Here is an 18362-nt window from a genome sequence, read left to right as displayed (position 1 = left end):
TATTCCCCTTCCCCGCCAGTATCTTGCAGTCCCGCGCCATGGTGGCGCTGTTGCAGGATACCATCACAATCTTCTGCGGTGACATCCCGGCTACCGTATCAAGCAGCGCCGCTTCACAGCCTTTGCGCGGCGGATCAAGGATGATCACATCCGGCCGGACCCCTTCTGCGGCCAGCCGCTTCGCGGCCTGCACCGCATCCGCGCAGAGAAACCGCGCGTTTGTGATTCCGTTTTTTTGGGCGTTCGAAGCCGCGTTTTCCACCGCCTGCGCAACGATTTCCACCCCGATGACCTGTTTGCACCGGCCAGCCAGTGAAAGGCCGATTGTTCCAGCGCCGCAGTACAGGTCGAGAACTGTTTCTTCTCCCGTCAGCGAAGCATATTCCTCCGCCACACCATAAAGCCGTTCGGCCCCGGGGTTGTTGACCTGATAAAATGCGTGCGGCGAAAGGTCAAACCGCACACCACACAGCGTATCGGTAATATGATCCTTCCCGTAGAGAAGCCGGGTGCGCTGCCCCAAGATGACATTGGTATTACGTGTGTTTTCATTGAGGAGGATTGAAACAATCGACGGATTGCACGCGCGCAGCGTCCCGACCAATTCTTTTTCGTGCGGCAAGCCCGAACCGTTCACCACCAGGCAGACCATAATTTCCCCACTCTGCTGGCCGCAGCGCAGATAGACATGCCGCAGCAGTCCCTGCCCGGACAGTTCGTCGTAGGCCAAAACGCCATATTTCTCCGCAAAGGAAAGCACCGATTCCAGAATGCCCTGGAAGCCTGGTGGCTGCAAAAGGCAGCTGTGGCAGTCGATCACTTCATGGGTGCGCGGCGCGAAAAATCCAGCCGCCAGCTTCCCCTTCTGCATCCGCACCGGATACTGGGCCTTGTTACGGTATCCGTCAATCTGCGGAGATGGCTCGATGAGCTCTGTCAACAATGAAAAACCACCGATCCGTTCAAGGTTTGACTGGACAAAATGCTGCTTATATCTGAGCTGCGCCGCATAGGAAACATGCCGGAACACACAGCCGCCGCAGCGGCGGCTCACCGGACAGTCCGTTTCCACCCGGTCGGGCGACGGGCTCATAACCTGCTCAATTTTCCCAAAGCAATGGGTCTTGTTGACCTTCAGAATCCGCACGCGCAAGCAGTCGCCCACGGCAGATGCCGGGACAAATACCGCCATCCCTTCGTAATGGCCGACGCCGCTTCCTTCATGGGTCATATCAGTGACCGCAAGATCGATGATCTGGTTTTTCTGCAGCATAACCGCTACCCTTTCCATTGCCGCGGGCAAAGCCGGCCCGCACTTGCTTTTTTCAGATTCTATGGTATACTCGAACTGTATTGTTTTAAACCATACAGTCCATCGGCCGCAGCGGCCAAAACCGCTGGACAGGCTTCTTTATTTTAACATAAACAGCTTGTTCTTACAAGGAAGCGAGGCCGGCCCTGTCTCACAGATCGAAAGGACACAAAAGCAATGGAAAACAACCGGATTATCCCGCTGCGGGACCATCCCGATTATCTGGAGACTGCAGCGGATTGGTTCAGCCAAAAATGGGGAATCCCCGCCAGAGTCTATCGGAAAAGTATCCAGGCATGCATTGCAAAGCGGTACGGTGTTCCGCAGTGGTATCTTTTTCTGGATGGAAAGCAGGCGGTGGCCGCTGGCGCGGGCGTTATCGAAAATGATTTTCACGACCGGCCCGATCTATCGCCGAATCTGTGCGCGCTCTTTGTGGAGGAAAGATGCCGCAACCAGGGGATTGCCAGGTCGATCCTAGACTTTGCGCGCAAGGATTTCGGACGGATGGGCTTTCAGAAGCTCTACCTGGTGACCGACCACACCTCTTTTTACGAACGGTGCGGATGGGAATTCTTAACGCTGGCAACGGATGCCGGCGGAGCATCTGAACGCGTATACGCCGCACCTACGCTTTGAGTGCATACAGGGACGGCAGCATCCTTTGGGGGCCTTTTCCAATTGTGATATAAAGATCTTGGAAAGCTGTAAAAACTGTGAAATACTTGCAGTAATTCCCTGTGGGAAATACACTTTATGATAGGTATTATCGGGAAAGGAGGCGGCTATTTTGGAAGAGCATGCAGTCGCTGTTTTGCCGCCGGAAAACACCGGACTTCCGCAGACGGCACCGGTGCTTTCCGCCGAAGCATCCCTGTGCGCGCCGCAAAAAAAGCCGCGGGTGATGATCAGCGTGCGGCATCTGCGCAAGGTGTACCACATCGGTGATGAAAAGGTCGTCGCGCTCGCCGATATCAATCTGGAAATTTTGCAGGGGCAGGTCGTTTGCATTGTCGGTACCTCCGGTTCTGGCAAATCCACCCTGCTCAACCAGCTCGCGGGCCTGGAAAAGCCGACCCGCGGTTCAGTTTATATTGGGAAGGTCAACATCTCGAAACTCACGGAAAACCAGCTGGCACGTTTCCGGCAGGAATACCTGGGGTTCGTTTTTCAATCCTATAACCTGCTTCCCACCATGACCGCTATGGAAAATGTCGCGCTGCCGATGATCTTCAAGGGAATCAGCAAACGCAACCGCAATAAGGCCGCGCTCAAGATGCTGGCGGCGGTCGGGCTGAAAAAACGCGCCCGCCACAAACCGACTCAAATGTCCGGCGGGCAGCAGCAGCGTGTCGGCATTGCACGCGCTTTTGTTTCCAAGCCGAAGGTCGTCTTCGCGGACGAGCCAACTGGAAATCTCGACACCCACACGACCATTGACATTATGAAGATGATGGTACGCTTTGCACGCAAATACCGTCAGACGCTCATCATTGTCACCCACGACCCGGAGATTGCGGATTACGCTGATCGGGTGGTCACGCTCATAGACGGTGCAATCACCAGCGACCAGGTGCATGAACCGATTTATGACGGCACTCCCGAACCAAAGAAAGAGAAAAAAGCCGTCCCGGAACCGCCGGAGCTTGACGAGCTGCCCGATGGGGCTCCCTTTGAACTGCCGGAGCCTGACATGCTGTCCGAACCGGACAGCAATGAAACTGGTGAATCTGAACCAAACACGGCCGATGCCGAACATGATGCCGATAACAAAGGAGAAATGAACCCATGACCCGTTCTTCCAGCCGTATCTTATCCCTGGCGCTTGCCTTCCTTTTTCTGCTTTTTTCCGCCGGTATTTCGTTTGCGGCAGTACTTCTCGGCATTCCGGTACAGGCAGCGGATCTGCCGCGCGTCGACAGCGTCGAAGCGGACGGCGAAGATATTACGAAAGTGGCGTTAAGCAACGGTAAAATTGATTCTCTGGTTATAAAGCTGCGGCAGGCCGCCGGTACAGCGGTGCCGGATCCCACGGGGGAAGTGACCGTGGAATTTACCACCGACAACTTCCAGCTGTCAAGCGACAGCGACAAAGTCATTTCCGAGGTCAACACGGGTGAGGATATTACCTATACGCTCACAATCACCAATGTCAATTACACCGAAAAGAAGACCGGGAAAATGAGCTTCAAGCTCACCTATCACATTGATGGAAACCCATCCAAAACGGAATCGGTCGACTTCACCTTCGACAACATTCTCACAAACAGCACCGAAGGCAACTACTCCATCTCTTCCGCGACGTTTTATAATTCCAGCGGTCGCCCCATTTCCAAAGTGACAAAAGGAAGCTATAATTCCTTCCGGGTGACCATTCGGGACACCAATCTGTCCAAATCAGAATTCCAAGCGATCAAAGACAACGTCACCTTCAACATCAATTCGGACTTCATACGAAATTTTACCTCCAGTGAAATTATCGAGGTCAAGGGAAGCGACGTTGTTTCCTATACGATCGAATTTAAGGGGCCCTATTATACGGGCGACACCAACCGGATGATTTTGGATGTGGATTATCACGACAGTTATTACGCGACCCGTCATTTCAATGAGATTATCGACGGCTGTGAAATCTATGAACGCGACAAGGACGACGATGACGACGACGATGATGACGACAGCTCCAGCAAGCCGGACATCGCGCCGCCCACGCCGAATATCATCGTTTCTGAATTTGATTACGGCAGCGGCAGTGTGACCGCGGCCAGCAACTTTGATTTGAAGATCACCTTCACCAACACCAGCCAGAAGCTTCCGGTTGACAATATCGTCCTGAAAGTCACGGTCCCGGAGGCCTTCACGATGAACGGTTCCTCCAATACCTTTTACATCGACAAGCTCTCGAAGAATTCCTCGGTGCAGCGGACGCTGCATCTGTCGGTCAAACCAAACGCCGAACCGATCTCCCACCCGATCAAACTGAGCTTCGCGTTTGAGTCAGTCATCGAGGAGGCACGCAAACAGTTTACCTCCGAGGAGGAGATCAGTATCCCGGTTTCCCAGCTTGACCGTTTTTCTCTCGAACCGGTTGAAGTCCCGAACGAAGTCTATGTCGGGGAGGATTCCGGCATCGAAGCCACTTTCATCAACAAGGGTAAGACCACCGTTTATAATGTGACCGCTGAAATCACGGGAAATATCTCCCAGCCGGGCCAGCGCCAGTTTATCGGCAATATCGAAGGCGGCAAGGAGGAGAGCGCCGATTTTCTGATCGGCGCCCTTGAGGCCGGCCCGATTTCCGGGGAAGTGATTATTACATATGAAGACGCCAATATGAATGTCGGCGAACTGCGTTCCCCGTTCACCACCAACGGCATTATGATCGAGATGCCGCCAATGGATCAGGAAATGATAAATCCTGAAGATATGCCGCCGGAGGAAAGTCCGGCCTGGTATGCACAGATTCCGATCTGGGCGTATATGGTTGGCGGCGTGGTTCTGATCATTGTGCTGGCATTCATAGCCAAAGTCATTCGCAACCGCCGTGAGCAGAAACTGCTGGAGGACGATGATGAGGATATCTGATATGATTTCCATGTGCCTTGGAAATCTGTTCCGCCGCAAGATGCGCACACTCCTCACCATTGTGGGAGTCATCGTCGGCACCTGCGCGATCGTCGTCATGATCTCGCTCGGTCTCGGCATGAACCTGGCACAGGAAGCCATGCTCGCCCAGATGGGCGATTTGACCATCATCAATGTGATGAACTACGGCCGCAGCGAAACCGGTGAAAAAATGGTGATGGATGACGAAGCGGTTGCCAAGATGCAGGCGCTTCCCAATGTGGTGGTTGCAACGCCGGTTTATAACCCGCAGTATTTCAACCCGTCGCTCGTCGCGGGCAAAAAAGACCGTTACCGGCTGAACTGGGCAAATGTGATCGGCATCTATGCCGAAGCGATGCCGCTGATGGGGTATCAGCTGCTTGAAGGCGAATACCCTACCGGCCCACAGGTCAACAACCGCAAGCCGATGAACGTGGTGATCGGGCAGTACACCGACTATGATTTCGAGGACACCAAAAGCAAATATAATAACTACACCTGGCCGGAAACCGACGAAAACGGCGAAGTCATCCGCGACCCGTTCGTAGAGATGATGACCGAGGATTTTTATCTGACCAGCGAACAGGACGACCGCTACAACGATAATAATGAGGATGATACCAAGCATATCACCCGGGACCTCAAAGCGGTTGCACGGATTAAAGAGGACTGGAACAAAGGCTACGAAACTTCCCGCGGCATTATCATGGACATCAACGACCTGAAAAAGCTGGAGGAAGAATACATCAAAGCCAATAAAATTTTGGTCAACAAAAAGGAGAACACCGGTTACAACAATGTCACCGTCAAGGTAAAATCGATGGATGATGTTGACCCGGTGGAAACCCAGATCCAGGCGATGGGTTTTGAAACGCGCTCGATGGAAACTGTGCGTAAGCCGATGCAGGAAAGCGCCCGCAAGCAGCAGATGTTCCTTGGCATGATGGGCGGTATCTCGCTGATCGTCGCCGCAATCGGCATCACCAACACAATGATCATGTCGATCTATGAGCGCACCCGTGAAATCGGCGTGATGAAAGTGCTCGGCTGTGTGGTCGGCAACATCCGTACCGTCTTTCTGATGGAGGCCGGAGTCATCGGGTTTCTGGGAGGCTGTATCGGCGTGGGGATCAGCTATGCGATCTCCTTCGCCATGAATTATTTCAATTTTTCAACCGGCATGGGAGATTCCGGTATGGGCGCAGGCAGTTATATGAGCTATGGCATGATGATGGGCGCAGGCGGTGAACAGGCCGCCACAGCCGTTTCGGTGATCCCGCTCTGGCTGGTGTTCGCCGCCATTGGCTTCGCTACTTTGATCGGCTTGCTTTCCGGCATCCTACCTGCCAACCGCGCGATGAAAATCTCCGCGTTGGAGGCGATTAAACATGAATAAAAAAGCAGTGGCCGCCGCCGTACTCGTCCTGGCGGCTTTCCTGCTGTGTGGGTACGGCTGGCGGCTGCACGTGCGTCAAGAGCTGATTGAAACGCCGGTTTACTCCTCTTTTATGCGGATGATCGCGGGGGAAACCCCTGGCGGCGTGCTTACGGAAGTCGCCCTGCGCAGTGAAAAGATGCGGGTGGAGGGCATACAGCTTTATCATGTGCGCTATTATCCACAGGCGCGGACGGTGGTCTGCACCGTGGATGAGGTAAAAAAATTCCCCTCGATGGGCGCGCGGCTGATCGGGGAAAACGGGGCGGAAATCTCAGGCTGGTACCTGCCGGCGCAGATCAAGCAAGGGGTGGTCAAGCTGTTTTTTGAAGAGGTGGAGCATCCGGAAACGCTCGCCTTTCTCGAGCTGATCGACGTGGCGCGGCCAGACAGCACCGAAGCGGAACCCACCATCCGCTTCCCCCTGAAATAAAAGAGAGGGCGCAGTTCAGTCTGCGTCCTCTCTTCTTCGATATGGCGTTGGGTCATCTGACAGGTCGATTAGATAATCGATGCTGACCTGCAATGTGTCCGCAAGTCTGATCAGGCTTGCGGCGCGCGGTGAACGTTCCCCTTTTTCAAACTTTGCAATGGCCGTCCGATGAATTCTGCTCTGTTTGGCCAGTTCTCTTTGGGAAAGGCCTCTCTGTAGGCGCAGTTCCTTCAAACGTTTCATTTTCATCACCCTATACCAGAATAGCAGATTTTTGCAGCGCCGCTAGGGTGAAATTGACCTATAATGCGTAACAGGGAGACGTCATATAGGAAAAGGACCGGGTCAATTGACCCGGTCCTTTTCCTTCTTGTTCCTTTTTTCTTGAAAAAGGAACCGAAAAATCGCCTGAAGCAGGGCTGCGGCCCAAGCCGCGGGGGCGCAGCCCCCGCGACCCCCGCAAACTTTCGAGAAAGTTTGATCAAAGCTTTTGGTGATGCGCGAAGGGTGCAAATCAATTGCAGATTAAATCGAGCTTATCGCCTGAAGTCGAAAGCTTCATCAGCGCGGGCGGATTATCGATATTTTCCACCAGCCTGAGACTGATGACATCCTCGACCTCCTTGCGGATGACTGTGCGCAGATCGCGCGCGCCGCTCTTTTTGCCATATGCCTTGTGTGCAATGTAAGCGAGCGCTGAATCGTCCCAACCGAATTTGATTCCCTTTTCAGTCAGCGGTTCCTTCAGCTCGCCGAGCATGAGCCCCGCGATCCGGCGGTAGTCCTCCTCGCCCAGCGGACGGAAAACGACAACCTCATCCACACGCGCCAAAAATTCCGGCCGCAGGAATTCGGAAAGCGACTTCATCGCCTTTTCCTTCGCAATCTCTTCCGGCTGGCGGTTGAATCCCACCGTGCCCTCTTTGCGTTCACTGCCCGCGTTCGAAGTCATGACCACCACCGTGTTCTCAAACGAAACCACGCGGCCATGCGCATCGGTGATGCGGCCTTCGTCGAGAATCTGCAAAAGGATGTTGAGCACATCCGGATGCGCCTTTTCAATCTCGTCGAACAGCACAACCGAATACGGCTTGCGGCGCACCTTTTCGGTGAGCTGTCCGGCTTCGTCATAGCCAACATATCCGGGCGGCGAACCGACAATCCGGGAAACGCTGTGCTTCTCCATGAATTCGGACATGTCGAGCCGGATGAGCGGATCGGTCGTGTCAAAAAGCTCCTTTGCAAGCACCTTGACAAGCTCGGTTTTTCCCACGCCGGTCGGGCCGACAAAGATGAACGACGCCGGACGGCGGCGGGCGGAAATCTGCACCCGGCTGCGGCGAACCGCAGCGGCCACCAGATCCACCGCCTCATCCTGCCCGATAATCTTCTTTTTCAGGACTTCTGCAAGATGCGCGACACGGCGCAGCTCAGTCTCCTGAATCTTCGCGGCCGGGATGCCCGTCCACAACTCAATCACCTTGGCAAGGTCCTCTTCGGTCACCCGCTGGTTGAGCGCCTGCGGTTCCAGCTTGGCGCACTGGCCCTCCAGCACAAGCTTCTGTGAGCGCAGCCGCACGATCTGTTCGTAGTCGCCCGGCGGTGTGGCGGTTTCCAGCTCCTCCAGCTCGTCGGTGACGTTTTTCAGCTCCTTTGTTTGCTTATCGTATTCGGCAAGCTCCTTGTTGCGCAGCACCGCGCTGGAGCAGGCCTCGTCCATCAGGTCGATCGCTTTGTCGGGCAGGTAGCGGTCGGTGATATACCGTTCGGACAAAACCACCGCCAAGCGGGCGATCTCATCGCTTACAACCACCCGGTGATGCTGTTCGTAGTAGCCCTTGATGCCTTTGATGACCTCCACCGCGTCCGCAATAGAGGGTTCCTCGACCGTGACCGGCTGGAACCGGCGTTCGAGCGCCGCATCCTTTTCGATGTTCTTGCGGTATTCATTGAAGGTGGTGGCGCCGATCACCTGGATCAGCCCGCGGGAAAGCGCGGGCTTCAGGATGTTGGCGGCGTTCATCGAACCTTCCGAGTCCCCCGCGCCGACAAGATTGTGCACCTCGTCGATGAACAGGATGACGTTGCCCGCCTCCTTGACGTCCTCAACGAGCCCCTTGACGCGGCTTTCGAACTGGCCGCGGAACTGCGTCCCGGCCACAAGCGCGGTCAGGTCGAGCAGGTAGAGTTTTTTATCCGCGAGCCGAAACGGCACGTCGCCGCTCGCCAGCCGCTGGGCGATGCCTTCCGCGATCGCCGTTTTGCCGACACCCGGCTCACCGATCAGGCAGGGGTTATTTTTGGTGCGGCGGTTGAGGATCTGCAAAACGCGATAGATCTCCCGGTCGCGTCCGATGATTCGGTCGATCTTGCCCTCCTCCGCCTTGCGCGAAAGATTCTCGCAGTAGGCGTCGAGATATTTGTACTTTTTCTCCGGGGCTTTCTTTTTGCGGTCGCGGGGGCGTTCCCGGATGGTCGGGGAGATGAGGTCTTTGTCCGCGTCGGAGGCCTCCTCCTTCTTCGGGACAATCGCATTGTTCGTGTCTCCGCCAAAGATACTCTGCAAAAAAGGCAGCGACTGGGCGCCGCCCATCTCAAAGCCGCTTTCCCCATCCTCGCCGCCGAACATCTCGATCATCTGATCGGACATGTTGTCCAAATCGTCGTCAGAAATGCCCATTTTATCCATCAGGTCGCTGACCGGTTTGAGGCCGAGCTCCTTCGCGCAGCGCAGGCACAGCCCTTCGTTGACGGTTTTACCACCGTCCAGCCGGGTCATGAAGACCACAGCCACCCGTTTTTTACATCTAGAACACATGATATCCATATATTTCACCTTTTCATTTGCGCCATTTCTCTGTTAACAGGGACGTACAACGCACCCATTCCAGGATACTATTGTATATGCACCTTATGAACTACATATTAATAGGCGTTAAACATTTTATACGATTCCGGTGTAGTTTCAGAACGCTTTTCCGCCATCCGACCGGATCAGCCTGCGGAACAAAAACACATATTGCAGCAGTGCGAACAGCATCACGGCCAGTAGCACAGCCAGCATCAGGACAATCGTCCGATCGGTGAGCTGCGGGACAGCCACAATGATAATCATCACAATATAAAAGAGAATCGTCCCCAATTTTCCAAACCATTTTGCCCCTTCGATCGTAATTTTTTTGTGGTGCAGCCGAAGTCCCCCGAGCAGCATGAGCACTTCTTTGGCGATAAAAAGCGCGTAAAGCGGCCAGAGGTGCGGCTTTTGAATCCAAAGCGCCGCCACCACCGCGGCCAGCGTCAGCTTGTCCGCCACCGGGTCAAGAATCTTCCCCAGCTGGGTGATCATGTTAAAGTGCCGCGCGATCCATCCATCCACCGTATCGGTCAGGCCGGATACGGCAAGGATCACCGCCGCGGCCACATATTGGGACTCATGCTGCGCGGTCAGATAGGTGTACAGGAAAAACGGGATCAACACGATGCGCATCGTGCTCAGTGCGTTCGGGACATTCATTCTCATTTTTGCCCACTCCCCTCACATGCCTCAGGCATAAAGCTGTCTCAGCCAATCGAAGTCCATAAAATATTTGAATACATAGCTCTGGCCAACCGCATCCTGGGTAAACACCCACCAGCCTTCCGGATAGATATGCAAAAGCCCCTGCAAAAGGATGGCCAGAATCCAAACCAGCAGGATCCCCTGCAATGCGCCCACCGCCGCACCCAGCAGCCCGTTCACTGTCCCTACCACCGGCAGATAGTTGATGATGCCCAGTGCTGAAAGCAGACAATTTGCAAGCATTGACAGGAGCGCGAACAATACCACAAAACCGATCATCCGGATCGCGCTGATCATCAGCGGGCGGATGGTCGCGTCCGCCAGATCATCAATCAGGCCGTCCGCGACCGCTTCCGGGTCAAAATCCTCCGGCAGCAGCCCTTCCAGCGAATCAAGCACACCATCCAGCGCGCCGCCTGCCGCGAGCAATCCAGGTGGCGCCATGGAAACCAGCGCGGCGTTACTGGGGGCTCCCTGCGGCAGCGCCGCTCCCCCATGATGTTCCTCCAAGAGCATCGGCTCCACCACACGGTCATAAATGACCGGCGCGGCCGCGTTTGACAAAAACGACGCGGCCAAAATGACCGCGACATACGCGACCATCTGGATCACCGTACGCAAAAAGCCTTTCTTAGCTGCGGCATAGATACAATATCCGACAATGGCAACCGCCGCCAGATCCAGCCCGATGGCAACATAAAAGTCCATAGAGTCTCCTTCATCTGCGGAAAAAGGCGGATGCTTTTCCCGTTTCCATTGTAGCAAATTCCTTCCAGTTTGACAAATCCGCAACCCGGGCTGCCAAAAACCAAGCCGGGCTAGGCCTGCGGTTCGGATTCCTGCAAAGGCTCCACCGCACTGGATGTGGGCGCCTGCGATTCTGTTCCGTCCGAAACCGCGGTCAAGGCCGATTCTTCCGGTTCCTGCGCGGCGCTTTCCTCCTCTTCTTTCAACGAATTTCCGCTTTCAGAATCTTCATCCCGCCCGCCGGACGTCTGTCCGGAAGTGGAAGCGTCCGGCTTCTTTCCGTTGGAGGAACTCTGTCCTTTTTGATCTTTTTCTTCCTTTGGCGCGGTCAGTTCCTTGACGTCCGCCGCGCGGATTTCCGCATTTGTGGTGTAATAGAGAATCCCCTGCATCGGCTCCAGGTTGTGCAGATTGGCAACCGGCAGGCTGGCCTGCAAAGCACCGTCCGACCCACGGATTTCAATCCCGTCTTTTGTGGCCAGATAGATGTGCTCGAGATCCGTCTTGACACTCATGAGGTCATAGTCGATCCTAAAATCGGCAAGCTTTGAAAAATCATCCGCCAAAGTAACCACCCGCATCTGCTTTTCCTGCGCAAAACTGCCAAGCACAATTACCAGCCGCCCGTTTGAGCGGTTTACAACCCGGTCGAGCTTCTCGCTGCCGAACGGGAAGGACGCCAGCTCCTTAAGGTCACCGTTAAAAAGGACCACCCGCTTATCGGTCAGCGCCCGGATGGTGTTCCCGCCGCGGTAATCCACCCAAAGCAGGAGCTCACCCGGATCGAGATCCACGGAAGCAATCGCGCCTTCATTGATGCTGAACTGAAATTTACTGATATTCGAACGATAGCTGCCATCCGAAACGTCCACATGTCCCACCAGCATATAATCCCGGTTGTCCGAAAGCGAAACGCTCACAATCGGCTTGGTGGAAAGCCAGTTGAAGATGTTCTGGCCGCTGCGGTTATAAACAGCAACCTTGGCGAGCGTTTCATCCGAACCGGCGGCAACTGCATAGTTTCCGTTCTGTGCGATGTCCGCCGTGTAGATGGTGTGGTCAAAGCTGACCGTTGCGGTCTGCGCCGACTTTGAATAGATCGACACCCGGGTTCCGCCCCGGTCGTAGAGCAGGACCCGGTCGCCAGCCGTTGAGAGCGACGGAGTTACCATGTTGTGCTGGGCATTCAGAAGTTGACGGCCCGAAGCATTGTAGCTGTAAAGATTGGTGTCGGACAGCAAGAACAAAACATCCTCAGAAGCCTCCAGACGGCTGATCTGCCCGCCCGGCATTGTCACCGGATAGCCTTCTCCGGTGACAATGCCGGCTTTGATGTCACTGTAGGCGGTAGCCAGGTCGAGTTCCCCCGCATATTTGATAAGCGAGACGCACAGCGCCACAATCAATGCGAACACCGCGAGGATCATCAGGTTTCGGATGGTCCGCCGCCTGGAACGGCGGCGGCGTACTTTTTCAAGATCGGTCAGCTGCGCCATCTGGCGGCCTCCTTTTTCTAATCATAATAAACCATATCGAGGTAAAGCCCGTGTGCCGGCGCCGTGGCGCCCGCTTTTTCCCGGCGGCGGCTTTCGATGATTGCCGGGATTTCCTCCGGATGGATCTTTCCGGCAGCCACTTCGAGCAGCGTCCCAGTCATAATGCGCACCATGTTGTAAAGAAAACCGTTCCCGGTCACTGTGAAGGAAACGAGCTCCCCCTCCCGTGTGACCGAAGCCGCCGTGATGGTGCGCACCGTATCCTTCACGCTTGACCCGGCACTGCAGAACGCTGCGAAATCGTGCGTCCCGCAAAATCCCTGCGCCGCCAGGTGCATCCGCTTTTCATCGAGCGGGTATTTCCACTGCAGCGCAAGATCCGCGCCGAAGGGATCTTTGAGCGGGCTGTTGTGAATCCTATAGAGATACCGCTTGCCGGTGCAGCTGTAACGCGGATGAAAGTCATCCGCCACTTCACGGCAGGCGGTAACAGCGATGTCTTCCGGGAGATTTACGTTCATGGCGCGCACCAGCGCGTCACAGGGGATCAGGGAGCCGGTGCGCAAAGTGAGCGCGAAACAGTTCGCGTGCACGCCCGCGTCGGTACGCGAGCAGCCTTTCACATCCAACCGCGCGCCGAACACCCGCTCCACCGCGTCCTGCACGGTCGAGGCGACGGTGCGCGCGTTCTTCTGCACCTGGAAGCCATGGTAATTCGTGCCCCGGTAACGGAGCGTCAAAAGCAGTTGCCGCACACGACCGCCTCCTTCTTCTGTGTCCTTCGCGCGCCCAACAAACGGCCAGCTCAGGGCTGAAGCCGGCGTTTCGCGCTCCTTGCATTGGGAGAGATGAAGTCTTCTGTTCTTTGCGCTGGGGGCGTTTTGTTCAGCGCATCGGCAGGAGCACGGGCGCCCAGAGGTTGATCGCAACCACGCCCGCAACGCAAAGGCCGACAAAGACCGCGCTCCAGATGTCGAAGCCGTGGATCTTGAGCTGCTTCATCCGGGTACGGCCCTCTCCGCCACGGTAGCAGCGGCATTCCATCGCGAGCGCCAGCTCGTCCGCGCGGCGGAAAGCCGACACGAACAGCGGGATCAGGATCGGGATCAGCGCCTTGGCGCGCTGGATGAGCCCGCCGCTTTCAAGATCCGCGCCGCGCGCCTTCTGCGCGGACATGATCTTGTCTGTCTCCTCGATGAGGGTCGGGATAAAACGCAGAGCGATGGTCATCATCATCGCAAGCTCATGCACCGGCAGCTTGAACCGCTTGAGCGGGTTGCAGAGCCGTTCGATGCCGTCGGTCAGGGCAATCGGAGAGGTCGTATAGGTGAGCAGCGAAGTGCCCGCAATGAGACAAACAATCCGAATCGACATCACAATCGCGGTGGTGACGCCCTGCAGGGTGATCTTGATGACCCACCACTGCCAGAGCACCTTTCCGTCGATGAAAAACATGTTGAGCACCGCTGTGAAAAGAATGATCGGCACGACCGGCTTGAGGCTTTTCAAGATCATCGCGCCCGGGATCTTCGAAACAGCGTAGGTCAGCACCAGAAACAGGATGCCGATCAAAAGGCCGATCGGATTGGTCGCAACGAACAGCATGACGATATACGCCATCGTCAAAACGATCTTCATGCGCGGATCGAGCCGGTGGATGAGCGAATCGCCCGGGAAATACTGCCCAATGGTGATATCCCTAAGCATCGGCCCCATCCCCCTTTCCCAAAAGGCGCAGAATCTCATTTTTGGCAAAATCCATTGTGTAGACGCTCTCGTCCACCGGGTAACCCTTCTCCCGCAGCTTGTCAAAGATACGGGTGACCTGCGGGACCGAAAGGCCGATGTCGGTGATCTCCTTCGCGCGGGAAAAAACCTTCGCCACATCGTCGTACATCACGACACCCGCGCGGCTGAGCACCAGCACCTTGTGGGCATACTTCGCGATGTCCTCCATCGAATGCGAAACGAGCAGCACTGTGCTGCCCCGCTCCTTGTGGTACTGCTTGATCTGTCCGAGGATGCGTTCGCGCCCCTTCGGGTCAAGCCCCGCGGTCGGCTCGTCGAGCACCAGGATGTCCGGGTTCATCGCGAGCACCCCCGCGATTGCCACCCGGCGCTTCTGCCCGCCTGAAAGCTCAAACGGAGACTTTTCCATATGGTGGGGCTTCAGGCCGACAAAACGCGCGGCTTCCCGCACCCGTTCATCCACCTGTCCCGGTGAAAGGCCCATGTTCTGCGGCCCGAAGGCAATATCCTTATAAACTGTCTCCTCAAAAAGCTGATACTCCGGATACTGGAACACCAGCCCCACCTTAAAGCGGTATTCGCGCAGGTTGGTCTCCTTGGCCCACAGGTCGGTCCCTTCGATCAGCACCCGGCCGGAGGTCGGCCGGAGCAGCCCGTTAAAATGCTGGATCAGGGTGGATTTCCCCGATCCGGTATGACCGATCACGCCGACAAATTCGCCCTGCTCGATCTCCAGGTTCACATGGTCGACGGCGGTCTTTTCAAATGGCGTGCCGGGAGAGTAGGTGTATGTCAGATCTTCGGTTTTGATTGCAATCATCTGTGTCCCTCCAGCAGCTTCACGAGCGCATCGACGCATTCGTCCTCAGTCAGTACGTCGTTTGGCAGGTCAAGCCCGCACTGGCGCAGCAAAAAGCAGAGCTCGGTCGCCTGCGGGACGTCGAGCCCCACATCCTTCAGTTCCTGCACATGCGAAAAAACCTCGCGCGGCGCCGCGTCGAAAAGGATCCTGCCGTCGTTCATCACAACAACCCGTCCCGCCTGGGCGGCTTCCTCCATATAGTGGGTGATGAGCACCACTGTGATGCCCAATTCCCGGTTCAGCCGCCGGATCGTCGAGAGGACCTCCCTGCGGCCCTTTGGGTCGAGCATGGCGGTCGGCTCGTCAAGCACGATACAGCGCGGCCGCATCGCGATGATGCCCGCAATGGCGATCCGCTGCTTCTGCCCACCCGAAAGCTGGTGCGGCGCGTGGGTCTTATATTCGGTCATGCCCACGTCGGCGAGCGCTTCATCCACCCGGCGGCGGATTTCGGCGGGCTCGACCCCCATGTTTTCCGGGCCGAACGCCACGTCTTCTTCTACGATGGTCGCGACGATCTGGTTGTCTGGGTTCTGAAACACCATGCCCACCTGCTGCCGGATCTCATAAAGCCGGTCCTCCACCTTCGTATTGATCCCACAGACGGTCATCTCCCCTTCGTTGGGAAGGAGGATCGCGTTCATATGCTTGGCAATGGTGCTCTTGCCCGAGCCGTTGTGCCCAAGCACCGCGACAAATTCGCCCTCCCGGATCGTCAGGTCGATTCCGTGCAGCACGATGTTCAGTTCGTTATTGTCCTTGGGGTAACCAAACGTCACCCCCGAGGCGGTGATGATATCACGCATCGTTCGTTTCCCTTTTCTGTTTAAAGTCCCGCGGCACCCATCGGGAGACCGCGTCAAAAATTCCGGAAGAGGATTTCAGCGGCAAAGATTGTTTAAAAAGGCTCTCCCTGCCAGACCGCGGTCGAACCGCATGGCAGCGTGAGCCCGGTCTTTTCAACCGGAAGCCCAATTTCATCAGCGGTGACCCGCCCGTCAAACCGTCTGCCCACCGTGACCGACAGGATGTACGCCATCACCGACGGCGAAAGGCCGGTCGTATAGGAATTTAAAAGGAAAAAAGCGGGCCTGTCCGAAAGCGCTCCGGCACAGAGCCCCACCAGGTCAAAGACGCAGTCCTCCAGCTTCCAGACCTCGCCGCCCGGCCCGCGGCCGTAACTTGGCGGGTCCATTACGATCCCATCGTACCGCACGCCGCGCCTTATTTCCCGTTCCACAAATTTTTTGCAGTCGTCAACAATCCACCGAATGGGCTTTTCCGAAAGGCCGGACAGCGCGGCGTTGTCCCGCGCCCACTGGACCATCCCTTTCGAGGCGTCCACATGGCAGATCTTCGCGCCCGCCGCCGCGCAGGCAAGCGTCGCGCCGCCGGTATAGGCAAACAGGTTCAGGATGTTGAGCTGCCGCCCAGCCTTTTCAATGATCCCGCGCATCAGGTCCCAATTGACCGCCTGCTCCGGAAAAAGCCCGGTGTGCTTGAATCCGGTCGGGCGGATATGAAAACGCAGATCCCCATAAGAGATCTCCCACTCGTCGCGGCGCAGCGAACGCGCATCCCAGCTGCCTCCGCCCGATGAGGACCGGTTGTACCGCGCGTCGGCCGACCTCCACTCCGGGCCCTTCGGAGTATTCCAGATGACCTGCGGGTCGGGGCGGATGAGGGTCACATCCCCCCATCGCTCCAGCTTTTCCCCGCCGCTTGTATCGATAACCGCAAAGTCTTTCCATTCGGTTGATGCCCGCATGTAACTTCCTCTTTCTGTCTTAACGTCTTGCGCCCTGTTTCTGGATCGCATCGGCAATCCGGCGCGCAATTTCTTCAATTTGCCGGTGGTCCTGCCCTTCGACCATGATCCGGATGAGCGGCTCGGTCCCGGAGGGCCGCACCAGAATCCGCCCGTCGCCGCCGAGCTCCTCCCCGAGGGAATTGATCACCTGCTGCACCGTTTCATCATTTGCGAGCGCTTCCTTCATCTCGGCCGTCGCCGTGATGTTCAGGAGCGTCTGCGGATAGGTGCGCATCACGTTCGCCGCCTGCGAAAGCGGTTTTTGGAAGGTCTTTAAGAGGGAAAGCAGCTGCACGCCCGAAAGCTGGCCGTCCCCGGTCGGCATATAGTCAAGGAAAATGATATGCCCCGACTGCTCGCCGCCGATGTTAAAGTTCTCATTGCGCATTGTTTCAAGCACATACCGGTCACCCACGCGGGTGGCCCGGGTGTCGATGCCGTGCTTCTCTGCAAACTTGAAAAAACCGAGATTCGACATGACGGTTGCCACAACGGTATTATTTTTCAGTTTGCCCTGCTCCTTGAGATGGTATGCGAAAAGCGCGATCAGCCGGTCTCCATCGACCAGCTCGCCGTTTTCGTCCACCGCGAGGCACCGGTCGGCGTCCCCATCGAACGCAAGCCCCGCGTCGTACCGCCCGGCCTTCACGAGTTTCGCAAGCTCCGCGATGTGGGTGCTGCCGCATTTTTCGTTGATATTACGGCCATCCGGCTCCGCGTAGAAAATGTCGCAAACGGCGCCCAAGCCGCAGAAGAGTTTTTTCGCTGTGACGCTGGCCGAGCCGTTCGAACAGTCGATCGCCACCCGCAAGCCGGAAAGGTCGCAGTCAACGGTGGTCTTGAGGTAATTTACATAGTCGTCCGCCGCATTTTCCGCGCGGGTGATGACGCCGATCTCCCCCGCCGATTTGAGCGGGAAAGGGCGCGCCCCATCGAGCACGATCTCCTCGATTTCCTCCTCCTGGCTGTCGAGCAGCTTGTAACCCTCGCCGGAAAAGATTTTGATGCCGTTATATTCGAAGGGGTTGTGGCTGGCCGAGAGCATCACGCCCGCGTCCGCGCCGTATTTTGTCGTGAGATAGGCGACCGCCGGGGTCGGCACCACGCCAAGCTGCACCACATTCGCCCCGGCGCTGCAAAGGCCTGACGAAAGCGCCGCTTCGAGCATATCGGAGGAGATGCGGGGGTCCTTTCCGACCAATACAGTCGGGCGGCGGCCAACCGACTCCTCCACAACCATTCCGGCGGCACGGCCGATCTGCATCGCAAGCTCGATCGTCAGATCTCCGTTGGCAATCCCGCGCACACCGTCAGTTCCAAAAATCCTGCCCATTCAGAGTTCTCCTATCGTAT

General features: G+C 56.5%; 17 protein-coding genes. 5 read left to right on the top strand and 12 right to left on the bottom strand.

Features of this window, described 5'->3' with window-relative positions:
- Positions 1 to 1273: 23S rRNA (uracil(1939)-C(5))-methyltransferase RlmD (gene rlmD / locus DWV16_RS11855; RefSeq protein ID WP_118479413.1), on the bottom strand; the 1273-nt coding region annotated here is incomplete at its 3' end.
- A gap of 216 nt (positions 1274 to 1489) precedes the next feature.
- On the opposite strand from rlmD, the gene DWV16_RS11850 reads away from it, so the two are divergent.
- The 5 genes from DWV16_RS11850 to DWV16_RS11830 all read left to right on the top strand — a co-directional run bounded on the left by DWV16_RS11850 (position 1490) and on the right by DWV16_RS11830 (position 6786).
- Positions 1490 to 1951 carry a GNAT family N-acetyltransferase gene (locus DWV16_RS11850; protein ID WP_118479411.1) on the top strand — a complete coding sequence of 154 codons (462 nt, stop codon included), beginning with the start codon at positions 1490 to 1492 and terminating at the stop codon, positions 1949 to 1951.
- 151 nt (positions 1952 to 2102) lie between these two features.
- The gene (locus DWV16_RS11845) at positions 2103 to 3104 is read left to right on the top strand and encodes an ATP-binding cassette domain-containing protein (protein ID WP_370219136.1); all 1002 of its coding nucleotides are present in this window, start codon (positions 2103 to 2105) and stop codon (positions 3102 to 3104) included.
- Positions 3101 to 4897, top strand: coding sequence for a hypothetical protein (locus tag DWV16_RS11840; protein WP_118479409.1), 1797 nt, complete (start codon positions 3101 to 3103; stop codon positions 4895 to 4897). Before DWV16_RS11845 ends, DWV16_RS11840 begins: the two co-directional genes overlap by 4 nt.
- On the top strand, positions 4884 to 6314 hold the full coding sequence (locus DWV16_RS11835) for an ABC transporter permease (protein WP_066458151.1): 1431 nt from the start codon (positions 4884 to 4886) through the stop codon (positions 6312 to 6314). The genes DWV16_RS11840 and DWV16_RS11835 overlap by 14 nt, the downstream gene beginning before the upstream one ends.
- Complete coding sequence (locus tag DWV16_RS11830) at positions 6307 to 6786, top strand: hypothetical protein (protein WP_118479407.1); 480 nt, start codon at positions 6307 to 6309, stop codon at positions 6784 to 6786. The genes DWV16_RS11835 and DWV16_RS11830 overlap by 8 nt, the downstream gene beginning before the upstream one ends.
- Positions 6787 to 6801: 15 nt before the next feature.
- Here the strand turns inward: DWV16_RS11830 and DWV16_RS11825 are convergent, their stop codons facing one another.
- The 11 genes from DWV16_RS11825 to glmM all read right to left on the bottom strand — a co-directional run bounded on the left by DWV16_RS11825 (position 6802) and on the right by glmM (position 18342).
- Positions 6802 to 7029, bottom strand: a complete 228-nt coding sequence (locus DWV16_RS11825; protein ID WP_066458146.1) for a helix-turn-helix domain-containing protein — start codon at positions 7027 to 7029, stop codon at positions 6802 to 6804.
- A gap of 271 nt (positions 7030 to 7300) precedes the next feature.
- On the bottom strand, positions 7301 to 9565 hold the full coding sequence (locus DWV16_RS11820; protein ID WP_243007323.1) for an ATP-dependent Clp protease ATP-binding subunit: 2265 nt from the start codon (positions 9563 to 9565) through the stop codon (positions 7301 to 7303).
- Between the two features lie 186 nt (positions 9566 to 9751).
- Entirely contained in the window at positions 9752 to 10306 is a 555-nt protein-coding gene (locus DWV16_RS11815; RefSeq protein ID WP_066458136.1) for a CDP-alcohol phosphatidyltransferase family protein, read from the bottom strand.
- 24 nt (positions 10307 to 10330) lie between these two features.
- The gene (locus tag DWV16_RS11810) at positions 10331 to 11053 is read right to left on the bottom strand and encodes a CvpA family protein (protein WP_066458134.1); all 723 of its coding nucleotides are present in this window, start codon (positions 11051 to 11053) and stop codon (positions 10331 to 10333) included.
- 110 nt (positions 11054 to 11163) lie between these two features.
- Positions 11164 to 12588 carry a DUF5711 family protein gene (locus DWV16_RS11805; RefSeq protein ID WP_118479405.1) on the bottom strand — a complete coding sequence of 475 codons (1425 nt, stop codon included), beginning with the start codon at positions 12586 to 12588 and terminating at the stop codon, positions 11164 to 11166.
- 17 nt (positions 12589 to 12605) lie between these two features.
- Positions 12606 to 13343 (bottom strand): tRNA pseudouridine(38-40) synthase TruA, encoded by a 738-nt coding sequence (gene truA, locus DWV16_RS11800; protein ID WP_118479403.1) that lies wholly within the window; start codon positions 13341 to 13343, stop codon positions 12606 to 12608.
- Positions 13344 to 13473: 130 nt separating this feature from the next.
- Positions 13474 to 14295, bottom strand: a complete 822-nt coding sequence (locus DWV16_RS11795; protein WP_066458121.1) for an energy-coupling factor transporter transmembrane protein EcfT — start codon at positions 14293 to 14295, stop codon at positions 13474 to 13476.
- Positions 14288 to 15157, bottom strand: coding sequence for an energy-coupling factor transporter ATPase (locus DWV16_RS11790; protein ID WP_066458119.1), 870 nt, complete (start codon positions 15155 to 15157; stop codon positions 14288 to 14290). Before DWV16_RS11790 ends, DWV16_RS11795 begins: the two co-directional genes overlap by 8 nt.
- Positions 15154 to 16005 (bottom strand): energy-coupling factor transporter ATPase, encoded by an 852-nt coding sequence (locus DWV16_RS11785; protein WP_066458117.1) that lies wholly within the window; start codon positions 16003 to 16005, stop codon positions 15154 to 15156. The genes DWV16_RS11790 and DWV16_RS11785 overlap by 4 nt, the downstream gene beginning before the upstream one ends.
- A 92-nt stretch (positions 16006 to 16097) precedes the next feature.
- Complete coding sequence (locus DWV16_RS11780; RefSeq protein WP_118479401.1) at positions 16098 to 16967, bottom strand: class I SAM-dependent methyltransferase; 870 nt, start codon at positions 16965 to 16967, stop codon at positions 16098 to 16100.
- Between the two features lie 19 nt (positions 16968 to 16986).
- On the bottom strand, positions 16987 to 18342 hold the full coding sequence (glmM, locus tag DWV16_RS11775) for a phosphoglucosamine mutase (RefSeq protein ID WP_118479399.1): 1356 nt from the start codon (positions 18340 to 18342) through the stop codon (positions 16987 to 16989).
- Between the last annotated feature and the right edge of the window lie 20 nt (positions 18343 to 18362).

The organism is Anaerotruncus sp. AF02-27, from assembly GCF_003465835.1.
GTDB lineage: Bacteria > Bacillota > Clostridia > Oscillospirales > Ruminococcaceae > Anaerotruncus > Anaerotruncus rubiinfantis.
This window is presented reverse-complemented; position numbering and strand designations above follow the sequence as displayed.